Annotated in this window: 22 protein-coding genes; 14 read left to right on the plus strand and 8 right to left on the minus strand. The window is 58.3% G+C overall.

The window, feature by feature from the left end:
* Nucleotides 1–135 precede the first annotated feature (135 nt).
* Nucleotides 136–2184, minus strand: a complete 2049-nt coding sequence (locus CJU81_RS13325) for a DNA cytosine methyltransferase (protein WP_095037008.1) — start codon at nt 2182–2184, stop codon at nt 136–138.
* Nucleotides 2185–2270: 86 nt separating this feature from the next.
* On the opposite strand from CJU81_RS13325, the gene CJU81_RS13330 reads away from it, so the two are divergent.
* A complete protein-coding gene (locus tag CJU81_RS13330; protein ID WP_095037009.1) occupies nt 2271–2468 on the plus strand; it encodes a hypothetical protein in 198 nt (65 codons plus the stop codon).
* A 105-nt stretch (nt 2469–2573) separates the two neighbouring features.
* Here CJU81_RS13330 and CJU81_RS13335 read toward each other — a convergent pair whose 3' ends face one another.
* Both CJU81_RS13335 and CJU81_RS13340 read right to left on the minus strand, forming a co-directional pair.
* Nucleotides 2574–3170 carry a hypothetical protein gene (locus CJU81_RS13335; protein WP_095037010.1) on the minus strand — a complete coding sequence of 199 codons (597 nt, stop codon included), beginning with the start codon at nt 3168–3170 and terminating at the stop codon, nt 2574–2576.
* Between the two features lie 81 nt (nt 3171–3251).
* Nucleotides 3252–3500, minus strand: a complete 249-nt coding sequence (locus CJU81_RS13340; RefSeq protein WP_095037011.1) for a hypothetical protein — start codon at nt 3498–3500, stop codon at nt 3252–3254.
* A 115-nt stretch (nt 3501–3615) separates the two neighbouring features.
* Between CJU81_RS13340 and CJU81_RS13345 the strand changes: the two genes are divergently transcribed.
* Complete coding sequence (locus CJU81_RS13345) at nt 3616–3819, plus strand: hypothetical protein (RefSeq protein ID WP_048358250.1); 204 nt, start codon at nt 3616–3618, stop codon at nt 3817–3819.
* A 107-nt stretch (nt 3820–3926) separates the two neighbouring features.
* Here CJU81_RS13345 and CJU81_RS13350 read toward each other — a convergent pair whose 3' ends face one another.
* The 3 genes from CJU81_RS13350 to CJU81_RS13360 form a co-directional block, all read right to left on the minus strand.
* Complete coding sequence (locus CJU81_RS13350) at nt 3927–4274, minus strand: hypothetical protein (RefSeq protein WP_095037012.1); 348 nt, start codon at nt 4272–4274, stop codon at nt 3927–3929.
* Between the two features lie 394 nt (nt 4275–4668).
* Nucleotides 4669–5052 carry a LuxR C-terminal-related transcriptional regulator gene (locus CJU81_RS13355; RefSeq protein WP_095037013.1) on the minus strand — a complete coding sequence of 128 codons (384 nt, stop codon included), beginning with the start codon at nt 5050–5052 and terminating at the stop codon, nt 4669–4671.
* Nucleotides 5053–5488: 436 nt separating this feature from the next.
* Nucleotides 5489–6199 (minus strand): S24 family peptidase, encoded by a 711-nt coding sequence (locus tag CJU81_RS13360; protein WP_095037014.1) that lies wholly within the window; start codon nt 6197–6199, stop codon nt 5489–5491.
* A 115-nt stretch (nt 6200–6314) separates the two neighbouring features.
* On the opposite strand from CJU81_RS13360, the gene CJU81_RS13365 reads away from it, so the two are divergent.
* The 10 genes from CJU81_RS13365 (at nt 6315) to CJU81_RS24075 (ending at nt 21642) form a co-directional block, all read left to right on the plus strand.
* Nucleotides 6315–6584: a hypothetical protein gene (locus CJU81_RS13365; RefSeq protein WP_053225490.1), complete on the plus strand. Its 270-nt coding sequence runs from the start codon at nt 6315–6317 to the stop codon at nt 6582–6584.
* A 111-nt stretch (nt 6585–6695) separates the two neighbouring features.
* The gene (locus CJU81_RS13370; RefSeq protein ID WP_095037015.1) at nt 6696–6890 is read left to right on the plus strand and encodes a hypothetical protein; all 195 of its coding nucleotides are present in this window, start codon (nt 6696–6698) and stop codon (nt 6888–6890) included.
* Nucleotides 6887–7597, plus strand: a complete 711-nt coding sequence (locus CJU81_RS13375) for a helix-turn-helix domain-containing protein (protein ID WP_176464842.1) — start codon at nt 6887–6889, stop codon at nt 7595–7597. Before CJU81_RS13370 ends, CJU81_RS13375 begins: the two co-directional genes overlap by 4 nt.
* Complete coding sequence (locus CJU81_RS13380; protein WP_095037016.1) at nt 7590–8828, plus strand: replicative DNA helicase; 1239 nt, start codon at nt 7590–7592, stop codon at nt 8826–8828. The genes CJU81_RS13375 and CJU81_RS13380 overlap by 8 nt, the downstream gene beginning before the upstream one ends.
* A 1769-nt stretch (nt 8829–10597) precedes the next feature.
* A complete protein-coding gene (locus tag CJU81_RS13390; protein WP_095037017.1) occupies nt 10598–12802 on the plus strand; it encodes an OsmC domain/YcaO domain-containing protein in 2205 nt (734 codons plus the stop codon).
* 165 nt (nt 12803–12967) lie between these two features.
* Nucleotides 12968–14758 carry a putative bifunctional diguanylate cyclase/phosphodiesterase gene (locus CJU81_RS13395; protein ID WP_095037018.1) on the plus strand — a complete coding sequence of 597 codons (1791 nt, stop codon included), beginning with the start codon at nt 12968–12970 and terminating at the stop codon, nt 14756–14758.
* A gap of 335 nt (nt 14759–15093) precedes the next feature.
* Entirely contained in the window at nt 15094–19794 is a 4701-nt protein-coding gene (locus CJU81_RS13400; protein ID WP_095037019.1) for a dermonecrotic toxin domain-containing protein, read from the plus strand.
* Nucleotides 19795–19865: 71 nt separating this feature from the next.
* Complete coding sequence (locus tag CJU81_RS13405) at nt 19866–20165, plus strand: DUF5629 family protein (RefSeq protein WP_095037020.1); 300 nt, start codon at nt 19866–19868, stop codon at nt 20163–20165.
* Nucleotides 20155–21327, plus strand: a complete 1173-nt coding sequence (locus tag CJU81_RS13410) for a lactonase family protein (protein ID WP_095037021.1) — start codon at nt 20155–20157, stop codon at nt 21325–21327. The genes CJU81_RS13405 and CJU81_RS13410 overlap by 11 nt, the downstream gene beginning before the upstream one ends.
* Before the next feature lie 141 nt (nt 21328–21468).
* Complete coding sequence (locus CJU81_RS24075) at nt 21469–21642, plus strand: hypothetical protein (RefSeq protein WP_176464843.1); 174 nt, start codon at nt 21469–21471, stop codon at nt 21640–21642.
* Nucleotides 21643–21820: 178 nt separating this feature from the next.
* On the opposite strand, the gene CJU81_RS13415 is transcribed toward CJU81_RS24075, so the two are convergent.
* Together CJU81_RS13415 and CJU81_RS13420 are read right to left on the minus strand one after the other, a co-directional pair.
* Complete coding sequence (locus CJU81_RS13415) at nt 21821–22555, minus strand: anti-sigma factor family protein (RefSeq protein ID WP_095037022.1); 735 nt, start codon at nt 22553–22555, stop codon at nt 21821–21823.
* Nucleotides 22552–23058: a sigma-70 family RNA polymerase sigma factor gene (locus tag CJU81_RS13420; RefSeq protein WP_095037023.1), complete on the minus strand. Its 507-nt coding sequence runs from the start codon at nt 23056–23058 to the stop codon at nt 22552–22554. The genes CJU81_RS13415 and CJU81_RS13420 overlap by 4 nt, the downstream gene beginning before the upstream one ends.
* Nucleotides 23059–23221: 163 nt before the next feature.
* Here CJU81_RS13420 and CJU81_RS13425 point away from each other — a divergent pair, with 163 nt between their 5' ends.
* Nucleotides 23222–24304 carry a catalase family peroxidase gene (locus tag CJU81_RS13425; protein ID WP_095037024.1) on the plus strand — a complete coding sequence of 361 codons (1083 nt, stop codon included), beginning with the start codon at nt 23222–23224 and terminating at the stop codon, nt 24302–24304.
* A complete protein-coding gene (locus CJU81_RS13430; RefSeq protein WP_095037025.1) occupies nt 24301–24843 on the plus strand; it encodes a cytochrome b in 543 nt (180 codons plus the stop codon). The genes CJU81_RS13425 and CJU81_RS13430 overlap by 4 nt, the downstream gene beginning before the upstream one ends.
* Nucleotides 24844–24954: the final 111 nt, after the last annotated feature.

A 24954-nucleotide genomic window follows, 5' to 3' on the forward strand; every position in this document is an offset into this window, starting at 1 on the left:
TAATTGCGCAGTCAAGCTTTCACTGCTTCGAGCATTTGAACAGCTTCAGGGCTACAAGCTTGAGGCCGTCGAGATGTTAGAAATGCCGCAATTCTAGGTCTGCTGTCTTCCATTTCTTGCGTGCCGCCTATGTAGCTAGGCTGCTTTTGCTCGGTATTCAGCTGCTCGCCATGGGTCATTTGCCCGGGCCAGAGCAGCCATCGGTGGTGGGCTGACACTATTCCCGCACATGTGAACCTGCTGGGTTTTGGTGAAGGGTTTGCCGTCTGCGCCATGGCTGATGATGTAGTCAGCAGGGAAGCCCTGGGCCTTGTAGAGCTCAGCGGGTTGCAGCATCCGCAGGCAGATATCGACGATTACATACGGCGTGCCTTTGATTGTCACCGTGACGAGTGCCAGGCGGTCGCGGGTGGTGATGGTGGGTGCCGGCTCGTTGGCGTCGCTGACATTCTCCGTGCCGTAGTAGCTGATCAGGAAAGCTGCGACCCGCATGGCACCGGCTTCAACCTCTGGCGAGAGCTGCAGCTCGACCAGTGAGCTCTTGCCGCCACCGCCCGCGGTGATGGTAGGTGCCGGATCGTCCAGGCCCTGGCCGACACTGGCGCCGAACTGACGCTCAAGGAATGCCGTCATCAGCCCGTGATGGGTGCCGCCTGCGCTGATCGTGTGTAGCGGGTCGTTCATGTCCCGTGCATCGCAGTTGCCGCGCAAGTGCACCAAGTTGGCGGTGACCAGTTGTTGCTGGCTGCCGGTGTTGGTCACGGTGGTCATCGGGTCGGTGATGCTTTTCGCGGCTGTTGTGTTGAAGCCGCCATTCATCTGGGCCATAAACACAGTAGCGATGGATTGACCGCCGCCGCTGGCTGTAACCGTGCCTAACGGGCCGCAGATATTGTTCACCCCGTGACTTCTGCGTTTGCTTTCTCCAGATCCTTCTCCGTGGCCTGCCTGAACAATGCATGCTGATGCAATCGCACGATGATTTTGCGTCATCAGGGTGCCAACTGGCTGATCGACGGCCACCGGCTTGCCGGAGTACGCAGGGCCACCAGCACCCACCATTACAGGGCTGATCAGCGTCAATTCGCCACGATTCGCGCAAGTGATTGTCGGTAGCGGGGCGCCTGGGTCATTTATCCGGTCGCTGCCCTGGTGAGTGGCCGGCGCAATGATCGGGCTGGCCATTGTAAACGATCCACCGCGAGGCCATGAGGTCACGGTGCGCAGTGGCTCATCCGCAGACTGCACGCTCTCACCGGACCAGTTAGCGATCGGTACGATAAAGGGACTGGCGGCATCCAGTACGAACTTGCGCATGCCCTTGGCAACGCGGCGCAGGGTGGCCGGGGCCAGATCCTTTTTACGGCCAAAGATGCTTTTGCTTGGGATCGTCCAATCGATGCACTCGGCGGCGGTGCGCCACTTCTGCTGGCCCTTGGCGGGGTTCTTGGCGTGGGTCGGTTCTGGCCACACGATGGGCTGCTCGTCACATCGAGCAATCATAAACAGTCGCTCCCGGCTGGTAGGGGCCCCGAAGTCGCAGGCCTTGATCACGCGCCATTCGACGACATAGCCCAGGCGCTGCAGCTCGGCGACAAACACAGCCCAGGTCTGACCGCGACGTTTCGGGTCGGGTACCAGAAATTGCTCGCTGACCGGCACCACTTCACCTGGCTCAGCAGTCCCGCCACCCAGCTTGATGACACGCCCGGTCGATTTGCAGCGCTTGGCCACCAGCGGCCCCCATTGCAAAATTTGCTTCACGTTCTCAAGGCTGATCACCCGTGGTTGCTTCATGCCAGCCCACTTGAGGCCAATCCACGAGAGGTTACGAATCTCGCGTTTGCGGGGCTGCCCTCCGGCTGCCTGGCTGTGATGGGTGCAGTCCGGCGACATATGGAACCAACCCACAGCCCGGCCGCCGCATTCGGTGTCAGGGTCACCCTCAAACACGTCAGTGGTGAAGTGCTTTGCATGCGGGTGGTTGACTGTGTGCATGCTGATCGCTGCAGGGCTGTGGTTCTTGGCGACCGTTACTGCACGACCAAGCCCCATTTCCAGCCCGGTACCGGCGCCGCCACCGCCGCAGAAGAAGTCCACGACGATCTCATCGTCCTGCTGGTTGAAGCCAAGGCCGTACTGGGTTTTGAAATCGAAAGGGTGTTTCTTCTGTTGTGCAGACATAGGAGATCCTCGCCGGCTGGCGTGAAGTGGATTTGTGGTCTATTTCTTGTTTGCGCGGGACGGGCCCGGCTATGAGGACGCACCAAATGAACGGCAAGCCGACAACTGGTGAAATCGCTAAATCTCTAGGGCTTACGGTGGATCAAATTGGAGGGTATATAGCGGAAACTGAAAAGCGAGATGATGGGAGCTGGCTAATCTACCTTGATCCCCACATTGGGAAACTCGATTTCTATGCTCGAATCAAGGACAAGCTGAAGGGATTTTACACTTACGAGATGTAATTTTTTGAGTCGATGGTATGCAGTTTATTTTGAGCTCTTCCCTCGTGCTCCGGCTGACGTGAATCTTTGATCTGGGGTATCACGAGTGACCGGCATGGAGCCGGATCAGGCCGTGATGCGCTCGCCAATCACCTCGGTGGTGAAGCTCACCGAGTACTCGATTGTCAGCTCGAACAGGCCGTTGCAGGTGTCGCACTCCATGTTCTTGTCGCCGTAATCCTCGGCTTCAATGTGGATCACGGTGGCGCAGTGCGGGCATTTGCATTCGTCCAGGTTGCGATAATCCCACGCGTCATAGTCGGTCTCGGCGACCTTGGTCAGCGCTGCGGCCTTCGCAACGGCGTCTTCTGCGTCCTGGCAAGGTTTACAGGTGAAGCCGTCAGGATGGCCCCACGGTGTTTCTGTGAGCTTCGAGCGGTGAGTACTGCACAGACGGCAAACGTTGTGCTTGTCGCATACCGAGTAGCTGTATTTCTCACCGCTTCCGTTGCACTTGGCGCAACCCGATACCCAATACCAGGCCCCATCGATGCGCTCGGCGTACAGCCCCACTTCAGGTGGATCAAGCCGAACCTCTGGTAGCCCGTTGAGGTGCGGACGGTCATGGCTGCAGGCGTTCCAGATGTTGGTTTTCCCTGAGCGCAGGCGCTGCGTCCATTCGCCGGAGATCTCCGAGATCAGGATCTTCGTGTTCTTGTCCATGGATTATCTCCAGTCAGGCGCCGCCCTCCGTGACCGGATGCAGCGTGTATATTTGTCGTTTGTGACGTGTTGGCGTGACAGTTACAAAAGGCGAATAAATTCCGCCAATTGCTGATCAGCCATGCGGTCGGCGCCGCGAATGAAGCGCGATATCAGATCCTGTTCCTCATCGATCCCGGTGCGTGCCATGGTACGTTTCAGCGCGGCGTCATCGTTGTGATACAGGGCCGTGACAATCTTGCGTGACAACAGGAGCGCTTCTTTTTCCTTCGCGCTCAATTTGTCCCGCACCCGCTGTTCGCGCTTGCGCTCGGTTGCAGATTTGGCCATGGCCTTTCTCTTTAAGTCCGCTTGTGGGCAGTGGGAGTAGGGGGTTATGTGTAGTGGCAAGTTGCTATAGCTTTGTGATCAACTAAACGGTCTGAACCACTACTCAAGGATTCACATGAAATTGAAAATCACCGCTCTGTGCCTACTCGCTGTACTGGGCGGCTGCACAACTGCTGGCCCATACGTCACCAACATCTCCAGCGATGGGCGCAACGGCCTGAACATTGAGCGGTGCGCCGTGAAATTGAACGCATTTATGGGTACCGTCAGCACCACAGAGTGCACGAGCCAGAACCTGCAGCTCAGCCGTAATAACTGAGGGTGCAACTTCTGCCCAGGGCGCTGACTTTTCAGCTGTGAGCGCGCTGGGCGGCAGATGGTGTTGAATTTTTCGAAGGCCGCGCCGTACTGAGGCGTTGATACGCCTCACAGATGACTGCCGAAGAAGACAAATACGGCCAGTATTGCGCTAATGCGTAATGCCCAGTCTCGCAGTAGCTGACCGAATTGCTTGATGCCGAACTGCGCTGCTTTTGCTTCCAGCGCCCGGGCATGGCTGGTGGCGTTGTTGTGGCCGAAGCGCTCGGCTACGACCATGCCAGTAGCCCGATTGATCAGCGAGAAGGTGTTGTTGCCGCTTGGACGCACGATGATCAGCGGTGCGAGTGGCGGCGGTTGTACACCGGGCTTTTGGTAGAACTCGGCAGTGGCCTGGCGTGTGCGTTCGCGCAACCCTTCAAGAATTGCGCAGCGCTTGGCGAAAGATATATCCATGGTCGATCCTCGACAGAGTTACGGTTATTCGTCAGCAGTCAGGCATCGCGCTGTTTGCCGATGGGCGCGCAATGGAGTGCTGACGGATAAACGCAGGTATTAAAAAGCCCAGTCGAAACCGGGCTGCGTTGCTCTCTTATAACGCCACCGTATGTAAGAGCCTGGCTGTGCGGGCGTGCCCGTCTTGGTTTACTTGTGCATGGCTGAGTCCTCAGTGTTGATCGTCAGTAGGGAAGGGGGGATGCAGGTGTCCAGCGTCTGCTGGGTTGGCGTCCGCATCGGTCTGTACTCTGGCTGGAATATGCCGAAGATCAGACCGATACGGCCTGGTGCTGGGGAGTACCAGGGGCTCGGGCAGTTAGCGACAGGCTGTCGTGGCGCTGGTTGATTCGGGTTATACGGTCAGCTCTAGCGCTTCGGCGCGGCGCACCAGGCGCATCTCGGCGAAGCGTCGTTCTGAGGGGCGGCGGTCTCGGCGCGACATTTCGCTGTCTGTAGCGGCGTGCATTGCGATCAGTCCGGCAAGTAGCAGGCAGAGTGGGGAGATGATCTGTCGCCGCATCGCTTCGGCGACCATCGCGCCTTGGCGATGAACGCCGAGCTTGTACATGGCGCAAGCCAGCCGCTTGACCACGGTGCCCGGCGCAATGTCGAACGCTCTGGCAATCTCTTTGGCTGTCAGTCCCTGGGCAACTGACAGCACGAATTGCAGTTCCCGCGGCGCAAGGCCTCGGCCGAGGTGGCCTTTCCATGCACCGTCTACGATTGTCGATTCCATGATGTTTACTCGGTTGTTTTCCCACTGCACCCGGTTGCCCAGGTGCAGGAGTGAAAGTGTCCGGTGTTGCCAGCAAACCTTGCGTGTCGAGTTATCGGTCACGGAAGCAGGCTGTATTGCGTGCTGTTCCCTGAACTCAAATGCCGTATGGCGTCAGGGTGCGTCTGCAGGTTTTTAAAGAGCGTTCGGGTTGCCCCGGGCATCTCTGCCGCGTTGCCGGTGTTGGCCGGCGATGGAGTAAATTTATCTCTGTGATAAATTACTGTCAATATCATTTTGATAAATTTATCTCCGCGCTCATTCGTTTTTTGATCAATTGCTTTATCGCAGGCACAAAAAATCCCGCTCGACGGCGGGATTTCGTGTGTATCAATTCTGTGCAGATGTTATGAGGTGGCCTTAATGCTCGAAGGGGAGCGAGATGCTGCCTGGGCCATCAAAAGTTTCGGCCATTCCACCAATAGATTACCTGCGCCATGATGGTCAGATCCTCTTCGCGGTCCGCAGGAACCCTGATGGACTGATATTTGTCGTTGTCAGAAATGATCGTCAGCCCATCCAGGTCTCGCTGTATGCGCTTGATGTGGAGTTGCCCGCGCATCTGGAAAAAATAGATCGCATCTGATTCAACTGACACAACACCGATGTCTACAAGTACCGGGTCACCGCTGCGAATGGTGGGTGACATGCTGTCGCCGCGACCTGAAATCAGCTTGATATTGTCGATGGATGTGAACACCAGGTTCTGGCGCACCCAAGAAGCGTCAAGGCTCATGGCCTCTACAACGCCGTTGAATTCAGGCGGTTCAGAGCCGGAACCCATCGAGCCCGCCACATCAAAGCGTTCTATTTCAATCACAGGACGGTAAGACGAAATTTTCTGTGCCAGGGCGGCCGGCAGAAAATCAACTTCTATTGGCGGCTCAGTTGAAGCGGAATGCTCGCTATCCAGCCAGCCCAGAGGCAAGCCTTGGGCCTCTTCGATTTTTCTGGCCAGCCTGTGCCCCAAATTGCGTTTTGGGTTGGGGGAAATGATCAGGCTAATTACCGATGCCGCTGTTCCGCAGGCCGCTGCGAAATCCGCTTGGGATTTGTGCGTGGCTGCAAGGGCTCTGAGGTTTTCTCTACGAATGCTGTTGGTGTCCATACCCTAATGATCCCTCCTTTTATCTATCTGATAAATAATCAGAATGATCAATGCTTTCTTGCCTTGAAATTATCAATGAGATAAATTTGATAAATATCCAGCTAAGGCATTGCACATGAAAATTCCGATTCCCGGTATGCAGCGATGGCTCACAAAAGCCTGTAACGACGAGCGACAGCGGGTTGCCGACGAAGCAGGGATCTCTGTTGGCTACCTCTGGCTGATCGCTGGGGGCCACAGAAAGCCGTCCGAGTACGTTGCCGCAAAACTGCACAAGGCTACTTCCGGTGAGATCTCGGCGTTCTCTTTTTTCCCGAGACTGGCCGAAATTGCGGCTGAGTCTGAACAGCCAATCCATTTGATAAGCGAATTATCGGCCTCTTAGATGTCGAGAAACAGCGCCTTGGATTAGCTGTTAATTCATCCAGTTATCAAATCGTAGACGAAAAAAAGCCGGTGGCTAGACCGGCTTCAGTACAACACTTGCGGGGTCATTATGAGCACCATTCGTCCATCAAGCAATACCTCCAAAAACGCAGCGCAATCCGGCGCCAGTCACCAGTCCGCGGCCATGCGCGCTGCACTCCTGGTTCGTTGCCAGTACTCCAGCGAGTCGAAAGCCCAGTTCAGTCGTGAGTGCCTTGAACACCTGAAGGCATCGCTTGCGCATGGTCAGGAAGCAACCGCATGAGCACAATCATCATGAGCGTCTGCTGGCCGCTCCAAGGCATGAGCCCCACCCAGAAAGCTGTGCTGATCAGCCTTGCCGACAACGCAAGCGACGAGGGCGTTTGCTGGCCTTCGATCAACACCATTGGTGTCCGGACCTGTCTGTCAGAACGCGCTGTTCGGGGCGCATTGCGCTGGCTGGAAGAGGCCGGGATTCTGATCAGTAATCAGCGCTATGGCCGATCCACCTGGTACACGATAACCCCGGCAGGATATGCCCCCGGCACCAAATGCCCCCCGGCACCAGATGCCCCATCACCCCGGCAGGAGGTGCCGGTCACCCCGGCAGCAGCTGCCCCCAGAACCGTAAAGGAACCATCAATTGAACCGTCACCTCTTGTCGACGGTGATGAGTCGCTGAAAATCTCGAAGTCGAAGTGCGACCCTCAAGCCATCGTAGACCTGTTCAACAAGACGCTTCCAGCACTGCCGCAAGTAGCAATGCTGACCAAGGATCGAAAAGCCAAGATCAGTGCTCGCTGGAACGAAAGTAATGTTCATCAGGATCTGGATTTCTGGGCTGAGTTCTTCGCGTTGGTTGGCTCAAGCGCATTCCTGATGGGAGAGGGTGATGGTCGCAATGGCGGCAAGCCGTTCCGCGCCACGTTTGACTGGCTGATCGCCCCGAGCAACTTCGTGAAGGTTGTGGAGGGTAATTACAATGCGTGATCCTTTCAGCGTTGAGGCCGAACACGGCGTGCTGGGTGCGATGTTCCTGCGCCCTGAACTGATCGATATCCTGAGTGCAGACCTGGCCATCGATGATTTTTACTACCAGGACAACGCGGCCCTGTATCGCGGCATTTTGGCGTTGCATGCCAGTGGCCAGCCTGCGGATGCCGTGACAGTGGGTGTTTATCTGGGTGAATTGCCCAGCACCAAGAATGCCACCTGGTACGCCGCTGAAATCACCCGCAACACACCCAGCGCTGCCAATGCTGCGTCATACGCGACAACGGTGCGTGAGCGCAGTCTCGACCGCGCCATGATCGCGCTGGGCAACCGCATCAACGAAATCGCCCACAGTGACTGGCCAACCGTGGACAAGGTCGCGGCTGTGCAGGCCGAAGCCCAGGCCATCGACAGTCAGTCAGCCACTTCTGAAGTGGTGATGGCCGAGGATATGCTCGATGACTACATCGAGGTGTTGCAGGCCCGGGCTGATCGCGGGGAGGGAATCGACGGGCTGTCTACCGGCATCCCTGATCTGGACGCCAAGCTTCAAGGGCTGAAGCCCGAGCAATTGATCATCATCGCCGGTCGCCCCGCGATGGGTAAGACCACCCTGGCGATGAACATCGCCTCACATGTGGCTATCCGCGAGAGCAAGAGCGCGATGGTGTTCAGCCTGGAAATGAACAAGACCGGCCTGATGGATCGCTTTATGGCGTCCGAAGGGCGTATCCCGCTGCAACTGATCAAGGGCGGTACCGCCCCGCAAACCCACGGCGCTGAGATGATGAGTGCGGCCGGAAAACTGAAGCACTCCAAATTGTCTATTTCTGACCGTGCCTCGATGACGATAAATCGGATTCGTTCGGCTGCCCGTCGCCATAAGCGCCGCCACGGCCTGGATTTGATCGTTATCGATTACCTGCAACTGATGGACTCCGATTCGCGCACGTTCAGCCGGGAGCAGGAGGTCAGTCACATGACCCGCAGCGCGAAGCTGATGGCTCGCGAACTGGGCATCCCCGTGATTCTGCTTAGCCAGCTCTCGCGCAAATGCGAAGAGCGCCCCAACAAGCGCCCGCTGTGCTCTGACCTGCGTGAATCCGGGGCCAGGGAGTGGCTGTGCCTATCAATAAAGGCTGCCGGCATCAGTATGATGTGGCGATGGCCTGGGCAGGAGCACAGTTGCTCCGGCTTTATTACAGATAAAGGGTCGGTACGAAGTTGAACGGGCAAAATATTAACTGCGAACCGATTGCAATATCAACCTTTAAATCCGCTGGCGATTTTATTTGAGCTATATAGGCGTATTTCAATATCTATTGACTGACAATAAATAACATTCTGGCCGTTTTCGACCAAAAATAACTCCGCCCAGTGGCAGGTGTCTTGAGCATGGCCCTGTGCTAGCGGGCGCTGCCCCGGCCCTTGCCTGGGCCGTGTACGGACGGGAGGTTTGCGCAGGCCGGTGTTTTTTTGGCCCGAAAGCAGGTGTTTTTTGCAGCGGGTTTGCTGTGTGTGGCGATAGTGGCACTGTGATATAGAGGTGTAAATAGTGTTTTTTGAACTTGTTGGGGGAGGCGGGTATATGGGGTTAAGTGTGCGGTGTTAGTTCTGTATATAAGGTTAGATGTATTTACTAGTTGTCAGGTGGGTGCTTTAAGTTAGTGCGGGTTTATGGGTATGTGCTCCAGTATTGCGCTAGCGCCTGTGACTGTTATTGGGGATGTGGTCGCTATATGGCCAGTATTTGGGTGATGGTCGTGGTTTGCTTGTTTTTTGGGGGCAGGCGCGTTATTGGGCTGCTGAATAACTGATCCTCCGGGTACATATCCGGCATTTGTGTCTAACTGGGATATTGGTTTCGACCTTACGTCGAGTCCCTTTTGGAAGGACCCAAAAGGAACCAAAAGGTCCTCGCCCCTTCGTACGGCCTTCGCTGCGCTCAGGTTCCCTCGCGCAGGTTTTGTTCCGTGGGCACGCCGCCACGGGCCATCCATGGCCCATCGCGGCTCTCCCGGCATCCATGCCGGTCGACCCACTCCACATAACCTCCTCTCGGCCTCCCGGGAGGGCTGGCAGATCAAAAGCAGTGCGCCACTAGGCGGCCTACCGGCCGGCCTGTTTTGCAGGCCATATGTGCCCGTGTACAAGATCTATTTTTCTTTTTCTTTTTCTTTTTCTTTTGTTTTTGCTTTTGCTTTTGCTTTTGCTGTAGCCCCGCGCTTGTCCAGACAACGCGAATGCCCCTCACAGAAGGCTGAACGCAGGTGCTGTTATGGGGGTGGCGCGGCAGGACGCCGCGCCAGCCGCGATGGGCCATGGATGGCCCGTCGCGGCGTGCCCCCATAACAGTGCCGGAGTGAGGGCACCGGCGAGCCTTGGCGAGGCGGCCGTATGGTAGGGCAAGGCCTTTTTGCTTACTTTTGTGGCTGTTTGACAAAAGTGAGCCGCCGTAAGGGCGGAACCCGTAGAAAGCCGTGATACATCGAATGGATATGTACTCGGTGTAGATATGGGCGCATTGCAATACCACTGATTCACCGAGTACATATGGCCGCAGTTTCCTTCCTTCGCCAGCGGTTATATGCCGGGAAAGAGGTGATGGCTGAAAGCCCCTCACCCCAACCCTCTCCCAGAGGGAGAGGGGGCTGATCAGTGGATATCTTGAGGCCGCGTGCGGTCAGTTTCCTCGCCCTCAGAAAGTTTAGCGTCAACATTCAAGCCGTTTAGGAGCGCAGCAAGGCTGCGCTAGTTTGGTGTGCCACTGCGACGCAGCGACTGTAAACCTGAGTCCAGGTTTTATCTGAACGACTGCAGTGCCCGGTTTTACAACGGCTTCGTCGGCGTGCCGCATCACCGATCGCAGCCACGTTCCTTCGCCAGCGGCTACAGGTGGCGGGGGGCACATGTCGCCCATGCGCAAAAGCACAACACTTCACGCCGAAAAGCCGGATAATGCCCGCCATTATTTGTTAGCAACTCTGGTAATCCCGCATGGAAATCAAGGTCAACTTTCTCGACAACCTCCGACTTGAAGCCAAGTTCGATGACTTCACCGTGGTTGCCGATCAGCCCATCCGCTACAAGGGCGACGGTTCGGCTCCTGGTCCGTTCGATTACTTTCTGGCTTCGTCGGCGCTGTGCGCGGCTTATTTTGTGAAGTTGTACTGCTCGACGCGCAATATTCCCACCGAGAATATTCGCCTGTCGCAGAACAATATTGTCGACCCCGAAAACCGCTATAACCAGATTTTCAAGATTCAGGTCGAGTTGCCTGCGGATATTTCCGAGAAGGACCGTCAGGGCATTCTGCGTTCCATCGACCGCTGCACCGTGAAGAAGGTGGTGCAGGCCGGGCCTGAGTTTGTCATTGAAGAGGTGGAGAACCTCGACGCCGATGCCCAGGCCCTGCTGATGCCGGCGTCCACTTCCGGGGGCGGCACGTTTATCGCGGGCAAGGATCTGCCGCTGGAGCAGACCATCGCCACTATGTCCGCCATTCTGGCCGGCCTGGGGATGAAGATCGAAATCGCTTCGTGGCGCAATATCGTGCCCAACGTGTGGTCGCTGCATATTCGCGATGCGCAGTCGCCGATGTGTTTTACCAACGGCAAGGGCGCCACCAAGGAGGGCGCGCTGGCGTCGGCCCTGGGCGAGTTTATCGAGCGGCTGAACTGTAACTTCTTCTATAACGATCAGTTCTGGGGTGAGGAGATCGCCAATGCCGAGTTTGTGCATTATCCGGATGAGCGCTGGTTCAAGCCGGGCCCCAATGATGAGCTGCCAGGGGAGATTCTCGATCCGTACTGCCTGAAGGTTTATAACCGCGAAGGTGAGTTGCGCGGCTCTCATCTGATCGATACCAACTCGGGTAATGAAGCGCGGGGTATCTGTTCGCTGCCTTTCGTGCGCCAGTCCGATGGCGAGGTGGTGTATTTCCCGTCCAACCTGATCGAAAACCTGTTTCTCAGTAATGGCATGAGTGCCGGTAACACCCTGGCCGAAGCCCAGGTGCAGTGTCTGTCGGAGATTTTCGAGCGGGCGGTAAAGCGCGAAATCATCGAGGGTGAGTTCGCCCTGCCCGATGTGCCGCAGGCCGTGCTGGCCAAGTATCCGGGCATTCTGGCCGGGATCCAGGCGCTGGAAGAGCAGGGCTTCCCGGTGCTGGTCAAGGATGCGTCGCTGGGCGGTGAGTTCCCGGTGATGTGCGTGACGCTGATGAACCCGCGTACCGGCGGTGTGTTTGCTTCGTTCGGGGCCCACCCGAGTCTGGAAGTGGCGCTGGAACGCAGCCTCACCGAGTTGCTGCAAGGGCGCAGTTTCGAAGGGCTTAACGATCTGCCGCAACCGACCTTTGAAGGTCAGGCGGTGACCGAGCCGAACAACTTCGTCGAGCACTTTATCGATTCCAGCGGTGTGGTGTCGTGGCGCTTCTTCAGCTCCAAATCCGACTACGAGTTCGTCGAGTGGGACTTCACCAGCCAGGGCGAAGACTCGAATGCCGAGGAAGCCGCGACCCTGTTCGCGATTCTCGAGGGCATGGGCAAGCAGGTGTATATGGCGGTGTACGAGCATATCGGCGCCAAGGCCTGTCGTATCCTGGTGCCAGATTATTCGGAAATCTACCCGGCTGACGATCTGATCTGGGACAACACCAACAAGGCGCTGTTTTTCCGTGCCGATATCCTTAATCTGCATCGCCTTGATGATGAAGAGCTGCAGGGGCTGGTCGAGCGTCTGGTGGAAAGCGAGCTGGATGATTACACCGATATCACTACGTTGATCGGTATCGAGTTTGATGACAACACGGCCTGGGGCCAGTTGACCATTCTGGAGTTGAAACTGCTGATCTGGCTCGCCCTGGAGCAGTATGAAGAGGCGAAAGAGGCGGTGGAGATGTTCCTGCAGTACAACGACAACACCGTGGAGCGCGGTTTGTTCTACCAGGCGGTCAATGCCGTGCTGGAGATGAAGCTGGACGAAGACCTTGAGCTGGAGGATTACGAGGCCAACTTCCGCCGTATGTTTGGCCATGAACGCATGGACGCCGCCATCGGCTCGGTGGACGGCACTGTGCGTTTCCATGGTTTGACCCCCACCAGCATCAAGCTGGAAGGGCTGGACAAGCATCTGCGCCTGATTGACAGCTACAAGAAATTGCATGCTGCACGGGCCAGGGCAGCGGGCCTGGCGGGCTAAGCCGCAGCGCAGTCAAAAAAGCACCTCAGGGTGCTTTTTTTGTTTTTGCCGTTCATGGTGAAGTGCCGTTATCGGTGCTTTACTGGATCTTTAAACGGGCATGAGCCGCTGGCCAGGGAGGCTGGCTGATCAGGCACCTAACAGCCTCTTATTTGAGCGCGCTCCATGTCCAATACCTCTGCCACACTCTTGATCGTGGATGACGATGTTCATGTTCGCGAGTTGCTTGAAGCCTTGTTGCAAGAGCAGGGTTACCACACGCTGACGGCCAGCTCGGGGGAGCAGGCCTTGAGTCTGGTGGCGCAACTGCAGCCAGATCTGATTTTGCTCGATGCGATGATGCCGGGCACTGACGGTTATCAGGTCGCCCGCCAGCTCAAGGCCAACTCTTCGACGGCCAATATCCCGATCATCATGCTGTCGGGCCAGGGTGAGCAAAGTGCGCGGCTGCTGGGTCTGGAGGCGGGTGCCGAGGACTTTATCTGCAAGCCTGTGGCCAGTGACGAGTTGTGGTTGCGGGTGCGCAATCTGCTGCGGCTCAAGGCGTTTGGCGACTATCAGGCGGTGCATACCCTGATGCTTGAGCAGCAGTTGGAAAAACGCACCAGCGATCTGGAGCGCTTTCGCACGGCGATGGGCACCGATGAGCGGCTGCTGAAAATGGCCAATTACGACCCGCTGACCGGCTTGCCCAACCGTGACCTGTTTTACACCACCTTGCAGATGGGCCTGACCCAGGCGGTGCTGCGGGGCTGGCAGCTGGCGGTAGTGACGGTGGGCCTCAATGACTTCAAAAATATCAACCTGACCTGGGGCCATTTGATGGGGGACCAGGTGTTGGCCGAGTTCAGTCAGCGTATGTCCAACTGCCTTAATGTCAGTGACACCCTGGGGCGGATGGACGGTGACGAGCTGGCCTTGATCCTGATGATCCGCAAGGGCCAGCCCGGGCCACGGCAGATGGTTGACCGTATCCGCGAAGTGCTGCGCGAGCCGTTCAGGCTGCAGGGGCATGACACGCCGATGACCGCCAGTTACGGCATCGCCCTGTACCCGGACGACGGTGCCGAGGCGCATCGGCTGATCAAGCACGCCAATACCGCCATGGGCCTGGCCAAGCAGGCGGGCAAGGACACCTATCGGTTTTACACGGCACAAATGAATGTTGAGGTGCTGGCTCGCCAGGAGCTGGAAACCGCGCTGCGCGATGCAGTGCGCAAGCAGGCGTTCGAGGTGTATTACCAGCCCAAGATCAGCCTGGCTGACGGTCAGATCAGCGGGGTAGAGGCACTGCTGCGCTGGCACCGGCCGGGGCATGCCACGGTGTCCCCTGCGGTGTTTGTGCCGCTGCTGGAAAGCCTGGGGTTGATTTCGAAGGTGGGCCAGTGGGTGATTGACCGGGTGTGCAGCCAGATTGCTCAATGGCAAAGCGCGGGCCTTGGCGGGGTGGAAGTGGCGGTGAACGTGTCGGCGCTGCAGATTTGCGAAGGGGATCTGGTGGACGATATCGAGCGTTCGCTCAAGGCCCATCAGCTCGACCCGCACTTGCTCGAAGTGGAGCTGACTGAGGGCTCGCTGATGGAGAACACCCCTCATACCGTGGCCAGCCTGCTGACGCTGCGCGATATCGGGGTGAAAATTTCCATTGATGATTTTGGCACCGGGTATTCGAGCCTTGCCTACCTGAGCCGTTTCCCGATCGACAAGCTGAAGATAGATATTGCGTTTATCCGTGAGGTTACCTTGAGCCCGCAGGATGCGGCCATAGCCCGGACCATTATCGAGCTGGCCCATAGCCTTGATTTGCAGGTGATTGCCGAAGGTGTGGAGACTCGCGAGCAACTGGAGTTCCTGACGGCCAACGGTTGCGATCAGGTGCAGGGCTATCTTTTTTGTCGCCCTCTGCCGGCGGTGGAGCTGGAGGCCTTGTTGCGCGAGCCACGCAGTTTTATCTGAGGGATGGGTTTTTGTAGATACTCTGTGGCAGGTCAAGCCCAACCAAAAGCCCCTCACCCTAGCCCTCTCCCGGAGGGAGAGGGGACTGACCGCACGCGGCCTCAAAATCTCCACAGATCAGCTCCCTCTCCCTCCGGGAGAGGGTTGGGGTGAGGGGCTTTCAGCCATCACTTTTCCCCCAGCTTGTAGCAGCAGCCTCGTTCCTTCGGCAGCGGCTACGGATATGGGTACGGACACGGATATGATTTCAATCACCCTGCACTAACCCGCTACCCCACGCTCCCCCCGACGATTCCTTTAACTGTTGCCTTGAGCCAACAGTGAAGGATGCCCACATGAATACAGCCGCTTTACCTTTCCCCCCGATTATCGACGCCCGGTTGGTCCAGGAGGTCGTGGCCAGTCAGTTCGCCTTGCGCCCCAATCTGCGGGTTGTGGTGCGCCAGTTATTGCTCGAGCAACTGAATGAGGCGTTTGCGCCGCAGGTCTTCGATATCTTTCACACCTGGCTGGTGCAAACGGTAGCCCCGGACGGTACTGCCCTTGAGCAGCCCGGCTATCGGCTGCTGAGTCATGTGCTGCTGGAGCATATCGCCAGCCAGCAATCGCTGAACTACGACTACTATTCGGACGACGAGTGTTTTATTGGCGTGAGAACCGCCCATTCTCAACTGAGCCAGATCGAGCCCATAAGCCGGGTCGTGCCGCTGATGCGCAATGTGGTGCAGGGCTGGCGTGTGGCGCTGCAAAAAGCGCTGCTGGGGTACTGGAATCAACCCGCCGATGCCGGGCCAAGCCGTCTGATCTGGTTGTCGCGGATCATTCAGGAGCAGTTGCTGGCCAGTGCCGAGACCCGGGTTGACCTGAGTGCCCGCCAGCGTGGGGTGCTGCGCACTGTGTTCCGTTACCCCGACCGCCTCGATCGGCACGCTTTGCCTGGCCTTGACAGCACGACCCGGGCCTACAGTGTGGCCGCGAAGATTGTGGCCGGGGGCACGTCCTGGGAGGTGCTGACCCCTGATGTGCTGATTGTGCATCTGCTGAGTGGCGAAAATGGCGTTTTCCACTGCAAGGTGGACGGCAGCATTCAGGCTTATGCGTCCGTCAGCCGCTTTACCCAAAGCTGGGGTGGCGATATGGCTGCGCGCTTTGAGCTGGACTCTGTCACCCGCGTACTTTATGAGCCTGAAGGCAACCTGGTGCAGGCTCAGGCCCTGTGCCTGCTTGAGCGTCATCTGGATGCAATCATGGCGCCGGTGCCGCGCACGAGTGCGGATGCTCTGGAGGGACATGTTCTGGATATTACCGATACCGCGGCCGTGTTCAGCGCCACAGAACGGCTCGATCCGCGGGATTTGTCCAGCCTCTACGCCGGACTGCCTGAGTGGCTGCAACAGTCATCTGCAGCCGATCGCTTCGCTTATCGCAGCCATTTGACGGCCCTGGCCAGTACCAATCAGCAGGCCAATGGCCAACGTTTCGACGACGATATCCCCAACCTGCACGATTTTACGGTCAATGCCCTGCGTCGGCAGATGGGCCGGGACCAGCCACTGGCACCGGGCTATAACCCTGACGAGCTGCTGCTGACTTTTATCAACCCGGTCGGGCCGGGAGGTGAGGGCACGGTTGGCACCCTCAACCCTTACACCCAGACCCTGACCGAACTGGCCGTGCAAAATCTCAGGGGCGCAATGAGTCGGCCCCAACGCATCAGCCATGCCAGGGGCCAGTTGATCCAGGACTGGTGGATGACCCCGGACTACGTGCGGCGGCTGATCCAGACGGTCGATATTGGCCAGACCTACCCGCAATGGATCAGGCGCTGCCTGCTGGATAACCCCGAGCATGCCCGGGCGCGGGAACGGCTGTTTGTCGATGAGTTGCGGGTGCACTTACCCTTGCAGGCCCTGGAATGCAAAATCCGCCAGCGCTGCAACTTCACCGAGCGCGGTTATCACTGCGTAAAGGGCTTGATGATGCTTGACCCTGCGTTGCGCAAGATGCCGGGGCAGGGGGTGGTGATCCGGCCGCTGGCTTTTTTGGCATCGCCCACTGCGCGGCCGGATGTGGTGCGCAATATGTTTGTGATCGGCCCGCAACAGGTGACGGCCGGGCCCCATGTGCTCTATCGGCCCTTGTATGAGGACGCGCTGGTGGAGTATTCGTCCTGGGACGCACTCAGGGCAGCCATTGTGGCGTCAGGCCCGCTGCAACAAAGCGTCCTTGACTGGTTGCCCGCCGGTGCCCGACGTATCTATGAGGACGGTGGCTTCAAACGGGTCCATCAGGCGTCGTCATGGGTGTTTGATGAATTTCCGATGCGCCTCTCACCCCGCCCGGCATTGCTGAGTGAATTTGCCCTCAAAGACGACTTCGGCCATACGCTGTATACCGAGATGGCACTGGCACTGGGCGAGCTGGGCGATCGGCAAACCCTGTCCAACAGCGAGCGGCGCTGGGCATCTCTGCTGGAAGGAGGGTGGCTGCTGTTCAATACGATGGTGCCCATGCTCAAGTTGCCATGGGCGCTGCATGTGCTTAACGCGGTGGTGATGACCGTGCTGGCATTGCAAAGTGATGTGCAACGCCTGCGCAGCCCGGACTCGACCGCCAGGGCGCCGGCGCTGATTGATCTGCTGTTCAATATCGGGTTGACCCTGTTGCATCTGGGGCCTGAGCAGGTGCAGCTGACGGGCAGAGTGGCCCGGCCCGATAACGTGCTGCTGCCCGCCGAGTTTGCGCAACGACGCATTGCCCCTGACGCCGGGCCGGTGATTGCTGGTGAAATCAGGGAAGGGGTGATCTTTCTACCGGCGGTGCCCGTGGGCAATTATAAAACCCGGCTGGATTTTGCCTGGTTCAGTGACCGTTGGGAGCATTTCAAACCGTCGAATCTGGAATGGCTTGACCGAAACCGCGGTCAATGGTCCGACACGCAAAATATGTATGTAAGGGAGGGGGTCTATAAGGGCCTGTACGCATTGAACGGCAAATGGCATGCCCTTGTTGAGGACTTTCCCTATCAAATCGGGATTGATTCTGATGGGGTCTTTTTGGTCAATCCCCGTGATCCCTCGGATAAAGGACCGCGCATCAGCGGTGATGACGCAGGGGTCTGGCGATTTTCCCGCAAGGCGGGACTGCGTGGAGGTGGCGATGCACCTGAGCCTCCGCCCAAAGGCGGGGCCCGGATCAAACGCATCAATGAGTTGCGCAAAAAAATGACGCAGTACAACGAGCGGGTACCGGCCCTGCAAGCCCAAATGGACGAAGCTACCCAGGCCTATGAGCAACTCGATGCCCAAGGTGCCCCTGCGCCAGAGCGTATCCAGGCGCTGGAGCGCTGCATCACGGTGATTGAGCAGCAGCAACCGCAGTATGTTGCCGTACTGGATCACCTGCTGCAAAAACATGCACTGCTGGCGGAAGACAATGACCATGTCATTCTGTCGCAGAGTTACAAGAACATGATCCTTCTGACGGCGCATCTGTTTGATTCAAGGGTGACTATCTGCCGCTCTTTGCAAGAGATGCACCCGCAGGTGTTCCGGGACGAGACGCAGGTGGTGGATGCTGCGATGTTCAAAACGGGGGGGTATCGGGCGGATTGCCTGAAGATTTTCCAACAGCTGGAGGGCGCCGTTAACGACTTCAAGGCCATGCAGGCTTATCTGGAGAAGCTGCGTGGAGTGCCCAAGTCGGGTTTCAGGGAGGCGCTGGACGCGCGAAGACGTCATATCCGCTATGAGGTTGAGATTGAGGGGCAGGCCGTAACGCGTTACCGCTCCGATGTGCTGTGCAGATCCCATCAACTGGTGGTGCTGCGCGATCTTGTGCCGCTGGAGCCGGCGGGCGAAGACCGGCGCGCAGTGGATGAGATTGTCGGGCCGCTGTATTTCAAGGCTAAAAACCAGTCCGAACTTGAAGACGAAACCTTGTTCAGCCACAGCGAGCGCCTTGAAATCCTCAACGATGTGCGCGAGCACTATGCCGCTGCTGAAGAGGCATTGAGCATTTTCCTGGCACGGCCCGGTACACGACTGGATCAACGCCATGTGGATAATGTCAACACTGTGATCAAGGCGCTGGATTCCCGGGCCGTGGCCATGCAGCTGGAGCAGGCCAGCGCCCTGCAAGAGTGGCTTCCGGCGCAGCCTGGCCCTTCCCGTGTGCCTCAAGCCAGGCGCAAAATTGTGCGCACGCGCAACAAGGGGCTGCTGATCGGCACCGTCAGGGCCAGTCATGCCCAGGGTGAGGGTGAGATTGTCGATATCGGTGATCGGCCTGCGGCTCAGCCACCGGGCGGGATATCGACGAATGTGTTGACCGCCTATAAGCAGATGGCTGCGGGTCAATGGGTCGAGCTGCCTACACCTCAGGTGGCGCTGGTACGACCCTACGGGACGGTCAGGGCCCAGGCGGCCACCCTGTTAAAACAGGTCAATGGTGAAATCCATCGAGTAAAAAGCCGCATCAAGCGCACCAAGTTTGCGCCAGAGCTCTATGGCTCACTTGATCGTTTTGCCCATAACCTGGATCGGCTGGTGACTGAAATCAAGGCATTGCATCCTGACCTGCTGCCAGTGCACACGCCCGTACCCGGTACGCCCGAGGCCTTGATTGCCCGTCTTGAAGGCGCAGCAACCCTGTTGCGCAGCGAGGGGCTGAAGATCCTGCTGTCATTGCCGCCGACTTCGCGCACTGTGGGTTTTCTGCTGGATCTGGGGGAGGTGCAGCTGGTGAAAATCAATCAGCGCATCGCCATGACCGGTGAGCGGCAGGATTTCGTGCAGGAGTATGAAGTACAGGATCCTGCCGGTCAGGTGCTCTGGTACGCGCATGTGCACTATGCCCAGGCGATTGGCGGTGACAACAACCCCACAGCGGCCCACTTCAAGCTGCCCGGCCAGCGCATGGACAGCAAAAAAAGCCTGGAGGCCAAGGCCGGGCCCGGGCAAAAAGTGCCCGAGGTGTATTACGCAACAATCACTGAGGCGTTGTTCAAGGAACACTTTTTGCCCAAACAGCCCTGATAACGCATCGGGTACGTGGGTTCCAGGCACAATTGACCTATCATTACGCCTTTCCAACAGGTGATTGATTAATGAGCGATTCAAACCAGACCTTGCGCACAGCCCTTGCAACCAGCGACATGCTGGTGATTGACGGGCTGCATGCCTGGGATTTTTCTCTGGACGATGTGCAGTTGCTCATCAAGTGCATGGACGGGCGCGCGGAAAAACGCTGGCACTTCACCGCGGCGCAGATCGACGCGGCGGTATTTGATCAGGGTTTGCAAAGCTGGACCCTCACCGGTGACTCGGGCGAGCATCGCCTGGTTTGCCTCAGCGCCCTGAGCGCAAACAACGACGACGATGAAGCCGAGGTCGAAGATGAAGTTTAAAACCCTGCCGATGCTGATGGCTTTAAGTGTGGGTGCGATGTCGGCCCAGGCCGAGTCGCGCGATGAAGTCGAACTGCTGGTGGGCTCCTACACCCAGGGCAAAAGCCAGGGTATCTACCGTCTGCAATTTGACAGCGCCAAGGGGCATATCACCCCGCAGCCGCTGCAAGTGTTCAAGGCCGCCAACCCGTCGTGGCTGACCCTGTCCAAAGACCAGACCCGATTGTTCGTGGTCAATGAAAACGGCCAGGGCCAGGCCGATGTTGTCGGGCGCGCCAGTAGCGTGGCCATCGACCCGAAAACCAATGAGCTGACCCTGATCAACCAGGTCAAGACCCTGGGTGAAGAGCCGACTCATTCCAGCTTGAGCGCAGACGAACGATACCTGTTTGTTGCCAACTACGGCGTTCACGCTGACCCTGGCGGCAGCCTGGCGGTATTGCCGATCAATGCCGAAGGTCAGTTGCAGGCCGTGACGCAGATGAGCAGCCACCCGGCCAGCCTGGTCAACCCTGAGCGGCAGATGTCGGCCCATGTGCATTCGGTGGTGTCCTCGCCCGATGGCAAGTTCGTCTACGCCAGTGATCTGGGTGCGGACAAAGTGTTTGTCTACCGCTACGACCCGGCCGCCAACCCGGAACACCCGCTGGTGGCAGCTGACCCGGCATTTATCGAGTTGCCGCCAGGCAGCGGGCCACGTCACCTGTTGTTTTCCAGGGACGGCAAGCACGCTTACCTGACCACTGAAATGAGCGCCCAGGTGTTTGTGTTCGACTATGACAATGGTCGCCTCAAGCAGCGCCAGGCGCTGGAACTGGCCAAGGGCATGCCGGCGCAGAACCGTGCGGCCGGTGCCTTGCATGCGTCACAGGACGGCAAGTTCCTGTACGTCAGCAACCGCGGCAAGGCCAATGAAATCCTGGTGTTTGCGATTAACCCGGACAATGGCCAACTGACTGAAATCCAGCGTCGCCCGGTGGATGGCGATCATCCGCGCGAGTTTGCCCTGAGCCCCAACGGCAAGTTTTTGCTGATTGCTAACCAGATGAGCAATGCCATCGTGGTGCTGGAGCGTGACCCTGCAACCGGCAAGCTGGGCAAGACCGTACAAACCCTGGCGATGGATGCGCCGTCTGATGTGAAGTTTATCAACCGCCCGTAATCATGGGCGTGCAGCCTTGTATCAATCGCACTGATAGACGCTAGTGCTGCAATGAATTTCTGCACGAAGACCCTTGGCGTTAAGTTGGTTTCACGGCCTGAAAAGGCAAGCAAGCCAACTGAATCGTCGAGGGTTAGTGCCATGAACTTCAATCTTTTCTCCGTTATTGCGGCTTCCGCCATCTCCGCCACCGTGGCCCTGCCTGCCAGTGCCGCGACGGTGCTCAGCGACAAAAAATCCACGGCTTACACCCAGAAATACCTGCAGCAAAGCGCCAATTTCTATGCGGCCCTGGATCATAAAACCCGGGGTTGAGAAACCTCAAAAGGCTTGTAGTCGCTGTCGAGGTACGAGGCTGCGATCGAGGACGCAGTCCTCGTAAATCCGATTATCGGGTTGTTTCTGAAACAACCCATTGACCGAACCTAGGACGGCTTCGCCCTCGATCGCAGCCTCGTACCTCGACAGCGACTACAAGTTAAGGGTCAGGCCGTTATAGCCTCACCGTCTCCAGTAACCCGGTCGGGCCGACCATGGCGTAGTTGTAGCCAGGGCCGGACCAGTATTGGGCCTGCAGTTCCCCGTCCTGTCGGCTACCCCGGGGCAGCAGGCTGTTGTGCGGGCCCGGCGGGCGGATATAAAAGCTGATCTGGCGCCCTTGCCGGTCCTGGTATAACACCATCGCCGCACCGCCCTGGTCGGTGGTCAGCAGGCGACTGCTGACCGGTTTGAAGCCTGCCCCCGTCAAATCCGGCAAGCGTTCGGCGCGGCTGAAATAACGATCAACCCAGCCTTGCATCTCGCTGCCTGTCTGCACTTTATAGTCGGCGGGCAGAAACCCCTGTTCGGCAAACATGCGATGGGCCGCCAATGCGTCGCTCATGGGCAAGGTGCTGCTGGCCTGGGTCATTTGCCTGGCCTGCCAGCCGCCTGCACCACCCAGGCCGAGCGCGATCAGCACGGCCGCTGCACTGGCCCAGTGACGCCGTGATTGGCGGCGCTGGTGCTGGCGAATCGCGGCGGGGTCGAGGGCCGGGTTGGCGGGTTGCTGCAGGCTGGCTTGCAGTGCCGTGCGTAACGCCTGGGCATCGCGCTGCCAGGCTTGCACCCGGGCGGCGACTTCAGGGTTGGCTTGCAGGTAGCGCTCAACGTCATGGCGCTCTGCAGCGCTGAGGGCATGATCGATATAAGCATGCAGATCGTGCTCACTGGGCGGGGTGGTGATCATTTGAGTCTCCGCAGGGCAGGGCGGATGATTTCGCCCTCACTGAGTTGGCGCAGCGCGCTGCGCGCTCTTGAAAGGCGCGACATGACGGTACCGATTGGCACGTCGAGGATCCCGGCGACTTCCTTGTAGCTCAAACCTTCAACCGATACCCAGAGCAGCAAGGCGCGTTGTTCGGTGCTCAGTTGTTCGAAAGCATCGAGGGTTGCCTGGGCAAGCACTGTGCGTTCGGTTGAGGGGTGAGCGTCATCGCGTCCGGTAAAAAAATCGAGCATGCGTGCATAACGGCGCGAACGCCGATGTTGATCGACAAACTGGCGATACAGGATGGTAAACAGCCAGGCACGCAAGTCCCCTTCGGGGCGCTTGTCGGCAACGCTGCCAAGGGCCCGCTCCAGGCAGGTTTGCACCAGATCGTCGGCATTGCTGGCATGACGGGTCAGCGATAGCGCAAAACGGCGCAGACGCGGGATCAGTTCACGCAGTTGCTCATCGAATGAGGTCATGGTCTGCCAATTATGACTGGGTGGGTGCAGGCAAGACGTTCAGGATCATGCCTTATTCCCTGTGTTGTCGAAAAAAAAATTATCGTACACCGGGGGAATAAGCCTGTGTGGTCTGCGTCCTATAGGCCATCCACCTGACGGTCCTGTGGCCCCGGAGTTTTATATGGTCGATCAATTGCCGCCTGTGCGGCCCGCAACACCCCCGTTGAGCCCTGCCAGTGTACTGCTGCGCCTGGCGGGCATCGGGGGGGTGGTGGCAGTTATCCTCGGTGGGTTTTACTACGTCAACGGCACGCTGGACCCCCAGCGCTTGAGCCCCGGTAAGCTGGTCAATGCACTGGAGCACAACAACGGCGTGCATCCGGGTTACCGGCGTAACCATGCCAAGGGTCTGTGCGTAGCGGGTTATTTTCAGGGCAGTGGTGCTGCGCAGGCGTTGTCTTCCGCGCAGGTGTTCGGTACCGAACGTACGCCGGTAGTCGGGCGTTTTGCTTTGCCCAGTGGCAACCCCTATGCCCCCGACAGCAGCGTGCCGATTCGCAGTTTTGCCCTGCGCTTCACCCAGGCCAATGGTCAGCAGTGGCGCACGGGAATGAACAGCATGCCGGTGTTCCCGGTGGGCACACCTGAAGCGTTCTATCAGATGCTGCAAGCCGGTGCGCCGGAAGCGGCCACGGGCAAGCCTGCGCCCGGTGCCATGCCGGCCTTTTTTGCCGCGCACCCGGAAACGGCGGCCTTTTTGCAGTGGGTCAAGACCGCCAAACCTTCTGCCAGCTATGCCACCGAGCGCTACAACGGGATCAATGCGTTTTATCTGGTCAACGCAGCCGGGCAGCGGCAGGCGGTGCGCTGGGGGGTGGTGCCTTTGGGGCAGGACGCGGCGGGTGCTGCGGCGCCCGACGCTGCCGATTATCTGGAGCAGGATCTGGATAAACGCTTGGCGGCGGGGCCTTTGAAATGGCAGTTCAACCTGACATTGGCCGAGGCGGGTGACCCGACCTCTGATGCCAGCAAGGCCTGGCCTGAGGGGCGCAAGGTGGTGGATGCAGGCACCCTGGTACTGGTAAAGGCCCAGGCGCAGAACGACGGCGAGTGCCGCGATATCAATTACGATCCGCTGATTTTGCCCAGTGGCATAGAGGGCTCGGATGACCCCTTGCTGGCGGCACGCTCAGCAGCCTATGCCAGTTCCTATGTGCGCCGTACCGGTGAAGTCGATCAGCTACCCAAGGAGCCGCAACCATGAGCGCAGCCACTTCGCATTTCTCCCCGTTGGCGCGTCTGCTGCACTGGCTGATGGCGTTGATGATTATTGCCATGCTGTTTATTGGCGCGGGTATGGCTGCTTCGGTGTCTGCACGGCACGAGTGGTTGCTCAACCTGCATAAACCGTTGGGTATCGCCATTTTGCTGCTGGTGCTGGTGCGCTTGTTTGTGCGCTTGACTACTCGCCAGCCGCCGCTGCCTGCTGACTTGCCTGGGGTTCAGGTGCTGGCGGCCAAGTTGTCGCATGTACTGCTGTATGCCTTGATGTTCATATTGCCGCTGGTGGGCTGGGCGATGATTTCGGCGGCGGGGGATCCGGTGATGCTCGGCAGTTCATTGCAGTTGCCGGGGATTTTGCCGGCCAATCCCGAGGTGTTTGCGTTTTTGCGCAAGGCGCATACCTATCTGGCTTACTTGTTGTTTTTTACCGTGCTGGCGCATCTGGCGGCGGCGCTGTTTCATGGCTGGGTGAGGCGCGACGGGGTGTTGCAGAGCATGATGCGGGGCAAGGAGGGCTGAGGCTGAACCAAAAGCCCCTCACCCTAGCCCTTTCCCGGAGGGAGAGGGGACTGACCGCACGCGGCTTCAAGACCATTGAAAATCAACTCACTCTGCCTCCGGGAGATGTGA

It is taken from the genome of Pseudomonas fragi, assembly GCF_002269505.1.
Taxonomy (GTDB): Bacteria; Pseudomonadota; Gammaproteobacteria; order Pseudomonadales; family Pseudomonadaceae; genus Aquipseudomonas; species Aquipseudomonas fragi_D.

What these genes read in the sequence shown, in the direction of transcription:
- CJU81_RS13325 (WP_095037008.1), bottom strand. Translation starts at nt 2,184, where the DNA reads ATGTCTGCACAACAGAAGAAACACCCTTTCGATTTCAAAACCCAGTAC.
- CJU81_RS13330 (WP_095037009.1), top strand. Translation starts at nt 2,271, where the DNA reads ATGAACGGCAAGCCGACAACTGGTGAAATCGCTAAATCTCTAGGGCTT.
- CJU81_RS13335 (WP_095037010.1), bottom strand. Translation starts at nt 3,170, where the DNA reads ATGGACAAGAACACGAAGATCCTGATCTCGGAGATCTCCGGCGAATGG.
- CJU81_RS13340 (WP_095037011.1), bottom strand. Translation starts at nt 3,500, where the DNA reads ATGGCCAAATCTGCAACCGAGCGCAAGCGCGAACAGCGGGTGCGGGAC.
- CJU81_RS13345 (WP_048358250.1), top strand. Translation starts at nt 3,616, where the DNA reads ATGAAATTGAAAATCACCGCTCTGTGCCTACTCGCTGTACTGGGCGGC.
- CJU81_RS13350 (WP_095037012.1), bottom strand. Translation starts at nt 4,274, where the DNA reads ATGGATATATCTTTCGCCAAGCGCTGCGCAATTCTTGAAGGGTTGCGC.
- CJU81_RS13355 (WP_095037013.1), bottom strand. Translation starts at nt 5,052, where the DNA reads ATGGAATCGACAATCGTAGACGGTGCATGGAAAGGCCACCTCGGCCGA.
- CJU81_RS13360 (WP_095037014.1), bottom strand. Translation starts at nt 6,199, where the DNA reads ATGGACACCAACAGCATTCGTAGAGAAAACCTCAGAGCCCTTGCAGCC.
- CJU81_RS13365 (WP_053225490.1), top strand. Translation starts at nt 6,315, where the DNA reads ATGAAAATTCCGATTCCCGGTATGCAGCGATGGCTCACAAAAGCCTGT.
- CJU81_RS13370 (WP_095037015.1), top strand. Translation starts at nt 6,696, where the DNA reads ATGAGCACCATTCGTCCATCAAGCAATACCTCCAAAAACGCAGCGCAA.
- CJU81_RS13375 (WP_176464842.1), top strand. Translation starts at nt 6,887, where the DNA reads ATGAGCACAATCATCATGAGCGTCTGCTGGCCGCTCCAAGGCATGAGC.
- CJU81_RS13380 (WP_095037016.1), top strand. Translation starts at nt 7,590, where the DNA reads ATGCGTGATCCTTTCAGCGTTGAGGCCGAACACGGCGTGCTGGGTGCG.
- CJU81_RS13390 (WP_095037017.1), top strand. Translation starts at nt 10,598, where the DNA reads ATGGAAATCAAGGTCAACTTTCTCGACAACCTCCGACTTGAAGCCAAG.
- CJU81_RS13395 (WP_095037018.1), top strand. Translation starts at nt 12,968, where the DNA reads ATGTCCAATACCTCTGCCACACTCTTGATCGTGGATGACGATGTTCAT.
- CJU81_RS13400 (WP_095037019.1), top strand. Translation starts at nt 15,094, where the DNA reads ATGAATACAGCCGCTTTACCTTTCCCCCCGATTATCGACGCCCGGTTG.
- CJU81_RS13405 (WP_095037020.1), top strand. Translation starts at nt 19,866, where the DNA reads ATGAGCGATTCAAACCAGACCTTGCGCACAGCCCTTGCAACCAGCGAC.
- CJU81_RS13410 (WP_095037021.1), top strand. Translation starts at nt 20,155, where the DNA reads ATGAAGTTTAAAACCCTGCCGATGCTGATGGCTTTAAGTGTGGGTGCG.
- CJU81_RS24075 (WP_176464843.1), top strand. Translation starts at nt 21,469, where the DNA reads ATGAACTTCAATCTTTTCTCCGTTATTGCGGCTTCCGCCATCTCCGCC.
- CJU81_RS13415 (WP_095037022.1), bottom strand. Translation starts at nt 22,555, where the DNA reads ATGATCACCACCCCGCCCAGTGAGCACGATCTGCATGCTTATATCGAT.
- CJU81_RS13420 (WP_095037023.1), bottom strand. Translation starts at nt 23,058, where the DNA reads ATGACCTCATTCGATGAGCAACTGCGTGAACTGATCCCGCGTCTGCGC.
- CJU81_RS13425 (WP_095037024.1), top strand. Translation starts at nt 23,222, where the DNA reads ATGGTCGATCAATTGCCGCCTGTGCGGCCCGCAACACCCCCGTTGAGC.
- CJU81_RS13430 (WP_095037025.1), top strand. Translation starts at nt 24,301, where the DNA reads ATGAGCGCAGCCACTTCGCATTTCTCCCCGTTGGCGCGTCTGCTGCAC.